The 5,963-nt window shown below is 67.8% G+C and carries 4 protein-coding genes; 2 read left to right on the top strand and 2 right to left on the bottom strand.

The window, feature by feature from the left end; translation table 11 throughout:
- Positions 1-2,044 (bottom strand): efflux RND transporter permease subunit (locus V7067_RS14595; RefSeq protein ID WP_334176634.1); only part of this gene is annotated, 2,044 nt, incomplete at its 3' end.
- A gap of 9 nt (positions 2,045-2,053) precedes the next feature.
- The gene (locus V7067_RS14590) at positions 2,054-3,217 is read right to left on the bottom strand and encodes an efflux RND transporter periplasmic adaptor subunit (RefSeq protein ID WP_334176635.1); all 1,164 of its coding nucleotides are present in this window, start codon (positions 3,215-3,217) and stop codon (positions 2,054-2,056) included.
- A 660-nt stretch (positions 3,218-3,877) separates the two neighbouring features.
- Here V7067_RS14590 and fabD point away from each other — a divergent pair.
- The gene (gene fabD / locus V7067_RS14585; RefSeq protein WP_334176633.1) at positions 3,878-4,834 is read left to right on the top strand and encodes an ACP S-malonyltransferase; all 957 of its coding nucleotides are present in this window, start codon (positions 3,878-3,880) and stop codon (positions 4,832-4,834) included.
- A 126-nt stretch (positions 4,835-4,960) separates the two neighbouring features.
- The gene (gene fabG / locus V7067_RS14580) at positions 4,961-5,698 is read left to right on the top strand and encodes a 3-oxoacyl-[acyl-carrier-protein] reductase (protein WP_334176632.1); all 738 of its coding nucleotides are present in this window, start codon (positions 4,961-4,963) and stop codon (positions 5,696-5,698) included.
- Positions 5,699-5,963: the final 265 nt, after the last annotated feature.

Below are 5,963 nucleotides of genomic sequence, written 5' to 3'. Positions count from 1 at the left end.
GCAGGAAGAAGCTGAAGCCGTTGGTGTTGCCCATGCCCTGAATGGCCGGCGGCGCCAGCGCGAAGACGCGGCCGTCGCGGATCTTCGAGAAGGCCGCCATGGCCCGGCCGGCAATGGCCTGTGCGGAACTGGCGGGGCTGGTGCGCTCGTCGAACGGCTTCAGCCGCACGAAGGCGAGGCCGACATTCTGGCCCTGCCCGCCAAAACCGAAGCCGGCGACCGTCATCACGCCCTGAACGGCATCGGCCTCGTTCCTGAGGTAGTGCTGCGTGACCTGATCGAGCACGCGCAGAGTGCGGTCCTGGGTGGCGCCGACAGGCAACTGCACGCTGGTGATGAGGATGCCCTGATCCTCCGCCGGCAGGAACGAGGAGGGCAGGCGGGCAAACATCCAGCCGGTTGCCACCGTCAGGGCCAGAAACACCATGAGATAACGCTTCGGCCGCGACAGCATGTGCTGCGCCGTGCCGCCATAGGCGCGGGTGCCGGCATCGAAGGTGCGGTTGAAGAGGCCGAACAGGCCCCGGCGCGGCCCGTGGTGCTGCGGCCGGCGCAGAATGCTGGCGCACAGCGCCGGCGTCAGAACCAGCGCCACCACCACCGAGAGCACCATGGCGGAAACGATGGTGACCGAGAACTGGCGGTAGATGACCCCGACCGAGCCGCCGAAGAAAGCCATGGGCACGAACACCGCCGACAGCACGATGGCGATGCCCACCAGCGCGCCGGTGATCTCGCGCATCGACTTCATCGTGGCCTCGCGCGGCCCGAGGCCTTCTTCCGCCATCACGCGCTCGACATTTTCCACCACCACGATGGCATCGTCGACCAGAAGGCCGATCGCCAGTACCATGGCGAACATGGTGAGCGTGTTGATGGAATAGCCGAAGGCCGCCAGCACCGCGAAGGTGCCGAGCAGCACCACCGGCACCGCCAGAGTGGGGATGAGGGTTGCGCGGATGTTCTGCAGAAACACCAGCATGACCACGAACACCAGCACGATGGCCTCGATCAGCGTGCGCACCACCTTTTCGATGGAAAGCAGCACGAACGGCGTGGTGTCGTAGGGGTAGACCACCTCCACACCCGGCGGCAGAGTGGATTTCAGCCGCCCGATGGTGGCCTGAACCGCCTCAGAGGTGCTGATGGCGTTGGCACCGGTGGCCAGCGAAATCGCCAGACCGGCTGAGGGTTTGCCGTTGTAGCGCGAGGCGCTGGTGTAGCTCTCCGCGCCGACTTCCACGGTGGCCACGTCGTTGAGGCGCACCAGCGAGCCGTCGGTGGCGCTCTTCAGGATGATGTTGCGGAACTGCTCCGGCGTCTGCAGGCGGCTGCGGGCGGTGACGGTGGCGTTGAGCTGCTGGCCGGCGCGCTGCGGCAGGCCGCCGAGCTGGCCGGCGGCCACCTGCGTGTTCTGCGCCTCGATGGCCGACGACACATCGCCCGGCATGAGCGCATATTTCGCCAGCTTGTCGGGATCGAGCCAGATGCGCATCGCATAGCCGGAGCCGAACAGCGTGGTGTCGCCCACGCCTTCCACGCGGCGCAGCGTGTCGTTCAGGGTGCTGTCGACATAGTCGGCCAGATCGGTGTTGGTCAGCTTGCCGTCGGTGGAGACGAAGCCGACCACCATGAGAAAGCCCGACGACGACTTGGTGACCGAAAGCCCGCTCGACTGCACGATCTGCGGCAGCTGCGAGGTGACGAGCTGCAGCTTGTTCTGCACCTGCATCTGCGCCACATCGGGGTCGGCGGCGCTGGTGAAGGTGAGCGTCAGATCCGACTGCCCGCTGGAGGTCGAGGTGGCGCTCATGTAGTCGAGATTGTCGATGCCGGTCATGCCCTGCTCGATGATCTTGGTCACCGAGTTTTCAACCGTCTGGGCATCGGCGCCGGGATAGGTGGCGCGGATCTTGACCGTCGTCGGGGCAATCTGCGGATATTGCGACACCGACAGCTCGCGCAGCGCCAGCACGCCCGCCAGCATGATGATGATGGCGATGACCCACGCGAAGACGGGCCGGTTGATGAAAAATGCCGACATCGTGTGGTCTCACCCGCGCTGCTGCGTGGCGGCCGGCGTTTCGACGGCCCCGGACTGTCTGCGCTCGCCGACCTCGCCCGTGTTCTCGTCGATCACCACCTCGACCGGCGCGGCGGCGGCGCCGACGCGCACCATCTGCAGGCCTTCCACGATCACGCGGTCGCCGTCGGCAATGCCTCTGGAAACGATCCAGTTGTTGCCGACGGAGCCCTGCACCTCGATGGTGCGTTCTTCCACCTTGTCGTCGGCCCCGACGATCTTCACGGTCGCCTCGCCGCGCGCATCGCGCGAAACGGCGCGCTGCGGCACCACGAAGCTGTTGGCGGCAATACCCTCCTCCACGACCGCGCGGACATACATGCCCGGCAGCAGGAGCCGCTCCGGATTGGGAAACTCCGCCCGCAGCGCATAGGTGCCGGTCGTCTCGCTCACCTTGGCCTCGGAGAATTCCAGCCGGCCCGTCTGCGGATAAGCCTCGCCGTTGTCGAGCAGCAGACGCACGCTGACATTGCTGCCGGAGAGCCGGACCCGGCCCTCGCGGATCGCCTGACGCAGGTTCAGAAGGTTGGTGGCGGATTGTGTGACATCGACATTGATAGGATCAAGCGTGCGGATGGTGGTCAGCGCCGTGTCCTGATTGGCGGTCACGAGCGCGCCCTCGGTCAGCGTCGAGCGATCGATGCGGCCGCCGATCGGCGCGGTGATGGTGGTATAGTTGAGATTGATGCGTGCGGTCTCTTCATTGGCTCTGGCGACGGCCACCTCGGCGCGCGCCTGCGCCAGCGCGGCAACGGCATCGTCCAGATCCTGCTTGCTCACGGCGTTCTGCCGGGCAAGGCCTTCATAGCGCGTCACTTTGGCGGCGGCGCTGGGCACGGCGGCCTCCGCCTTCTCGCGCGTGGCGACCGCGCTGTCGTAGGCGGCCTGATAGCTGGCGGGATCGATCTGGTAGAGCGGATCGCCCGCCTTCACCTCGCCGCCCTCGACGAACAGCCGCTTCTTGATGAGGCCGCTGACCTGCGGGCGAACCTCTGCGGTGAGCGAAGCGGTGGTCCGCCCCGGCAGTTCGGCGGTGATGGCGACCGACTGCGGATGCAGGGTGACGACGCCCACCTCCGGTTTGCCGGCGGCGGCGCGCGGTGCGTTGTCGGCCTTGTTGCAGCCGGCAACCACCAGAAGCGCCGCCAGCGTTGCGGCAAGCGCGGTGGCGGCGCGGGCGGGCTGCTGCGGGCGAAACGCCGGCCGTCGGAAGGCAGAAGCGGTGGCCACAATGGCTTCCTTTTTTGGAAACTGGTCAGTTCCAGAATCTGCCAGTTGCGCGCCATCGTCAATCATCCGGAAGGCGAGATGACGCCGAACTGATCGCGCTGCTGACAGAGCCGTCCCGCGCGCCGGCGGGGCAGGCGCCGGGCAGCGTGAGAATGAAACGCACTGTTGCGACAGGTCCGACGCACTGCCGCCTGCTTTTTTTGCCGGCCGGGCGGCGGCCGACTCATGGCCGCGGCCGGGGCCTTACGGCGGGTTGTGCCGGCCGGTGCGCGGGGCCTGCATGCCGGCCGGTCCGGCCCGGTGGCGGCGTCTTTATGTTCTTTTGTCGTCTTATGGCCGCCATCGGGCCTTTGCCGGCGTCGCAGGGCCGGCCGCAGCCCTTGACTTCCGCCCGCCAAGGCGCCTTCTGTGCGCGGCCCGGCTGCTCTCCGCCTTCCGGGCTGCGGCGCCGTGCGTGCCGGGTGAGAGACAGGCGGAAACGGCCGGCTTCGTGCCGCCGTTCGGATGGATTTTCCCCGGCGCCGGTGGTGCCGCGGGGCGCAGGAAAAGGCTGGGGCGCGCGCAATGAGCACGGCATTCACGTTTCCGGGGCAGGGCAGCCAGACCGTCGGCATGGGCCAGGCGCTGGCCGCGGCCTTTCCCGAGGCCCGCCGCGTTTTCGAGGAAGTCGACGACGCCCTCGGCGAGAAGCTCTCGGCCGTGCTGTGGGAAGGCCCCGACGAGGTGCTGACGCTGACCGCCAATGCCCAGCCGGCGCTGATGGCGGTGTCGATTGCGGCGCTGCGCGCGGCGGAAGCCCGCGGCGTGCGGCTGGCCGACCATGCGGCTTATGTCGCCGGCCACTCGCTGGGCGAATATTCGGCGCTGGCGGCCGCCGGCAGCCTGTCGCTGGCCGATGCCGCCCGTCTGCTGCGCCTGCGCGGCAATGCCATGCAGGCCGCCGTGCCGCCGGGTGCCGGCGCCATGGCCGCGCTGCTGGGGCTCGATCTTGAGACCGCGCGCGCGGTCGCGGCCGAGGCCGCCGGCGACGAGGTCTGCACCGCCGCCAACGACAATGCGCCCGGGCAGGTGGTGGTTTCCGGCCATCGCGGTGCCGTGGAACGGGCCATCGAGATTGCCAAGGCCCACGGCGCCCGGCGCGCCGTGCTGCTGCCGGTGAGCGCGCCCTTCCATTGCCCGCTGATGCAGCCGGCGGCCGATGCCATGGCCGAGGCGCTGGCGCAGGTGGATATCCGCGCTCCGTCGGTGCCGCTGGTGGCCAACGTGCTGGCCCGGCCGATCACCGACCCGGCAGAGATTCGCGCCCGGCTTGTGGAACAGGTGTGCGGCACGGTGCGCTGGCGCGAAAGCGTGGAATGGCTGGGCGCGAACGGCGTCGATCTTTTTGTGGAGCTTGGCGCGGGCAACGTGCTGAGCGGCCTTGCTAAACGGATTGTCAAGGGCGCACAGGGGCTTGCTGTGAACACGCCGGAAGACGTGGCTGTGCTTGCCGAACGGCTTGGCGAGAACGTCGCCGGTTGACATTTTGCGGCGGACCTGACGTGGTCCGCCCGCCGGCCCGCGGGCCGGCCGAGACGACAAGAATGAACCGCCGGCCGCAGCGGGCTTTTGCTGCCGGCCCGGCCTCCCGGCATGGGGACCTGACTTATGTTTGATCTGACCGGCCGCTTTGCGCTTGTCACCGGTGCCAGCGGCGGCATCGGTTCGGCTGTCGCCCGTGCGCTGCACGGGCAGGGCGCCACCGTGGCGCTGTCCGGCACACGGCGCGAAAAGCTGGAAGAGGTCGCGGCCGCCCTTGGCGAGCGCGTGCATGTGGTGCCGGCCAATCTGGGCGATCGCGCCGACGTGGACGGGCTGGTGCCGGCGGCCGAGGCCGCCATGGGCGGGCTGGACATTCTGGTCAACAACGCCGGCATCACCCGCGACAACCTCTTCATGCGCATGAAGGACGAGGAGTGGGATCAGGTGCTGGAGGTGAACCTCACCTCGGCCTTCCGCCTCTCGCGTGCGGCCATCAAGGGCATGATGCGCCGGCGTTATGGCCGCATCATCGGAATCACTTCGGTCGTCGGCGTGACCGGCAATGCCGGTCAGAGCAATTATGCCGCAGCCAAGGCAGGCATGATCGGCATGTCCAAATCGCTGGCGAAGGAAGTGGCCAGCCGGAACATCACCGTCAACACGGTGGCGCCCGGCTTTATCGAGACCGCCATGACCGATGTGCTGAAGCCTGAGCAGAAGGATGCGATTCTGGGTCAGGTTCCGGCTGCACGGCTTGGTACGGGCGACGAAATCGCCGCTGCCGTCGTTTATCTCGCCTCCGCGGAGGCGGGCTATGTGACGGGCCAGACGCTGCACGTCAACGGCGGCATGGCGATGATCTGAAGGCACGGGCGGGGCCGGCGGTCCGCCTTCGGGCGGACTTCTGGTCAAGCCCGGTAAAGTGTGTTACCTACCGCCGGCCGGTAAGGGCGGGAATCTGCCAATACCGGGGACTTGGCCGAGACTTCGACCTCTCTATTTCGACCACTGTCCGAACCTCGGACATGCCGGACTGCTCTGAAACCCTTCGTTTCAGAATTGGCAGACCCGGAAGACGCGGGGCGCCAGCGGTTTTCCGTCAACGGTTTCCCAGCAAGACATCAAGGAA

The sequence above is a fragment of the Pseudoxanthobacter sp. genome (genome assembly GCF_036822375.1).
GTDB lineage: Bacteria > Pseudomonadota > Alphaproteobacteria > Rhizobiales > Segnochrobactraceae > Pseudoxanthobacter.
The sequence above is the reverse complement of the archived record's forward strand: the minus strand, read 5'-3'. Positions and strand labels throughout refer to the sequence as shown.

What these genes read in the sequence shown, in the direction of transcription:
- fabD (WP_334176633.1), top strand. Translation starts at nt 3,878, where the DNA reads ATGAGCACGGCATTCACGTTTCCGGGGCAGGGCAGCCAGACCGTCGGC.
- fabG (WP_334176632.1), top strand. Translation starts at nt 4,961, where the DNA reads ATGTTTGATCTGACCGGCCGCTTTGCGCTTGTCACCGGTGCCAGCGGC.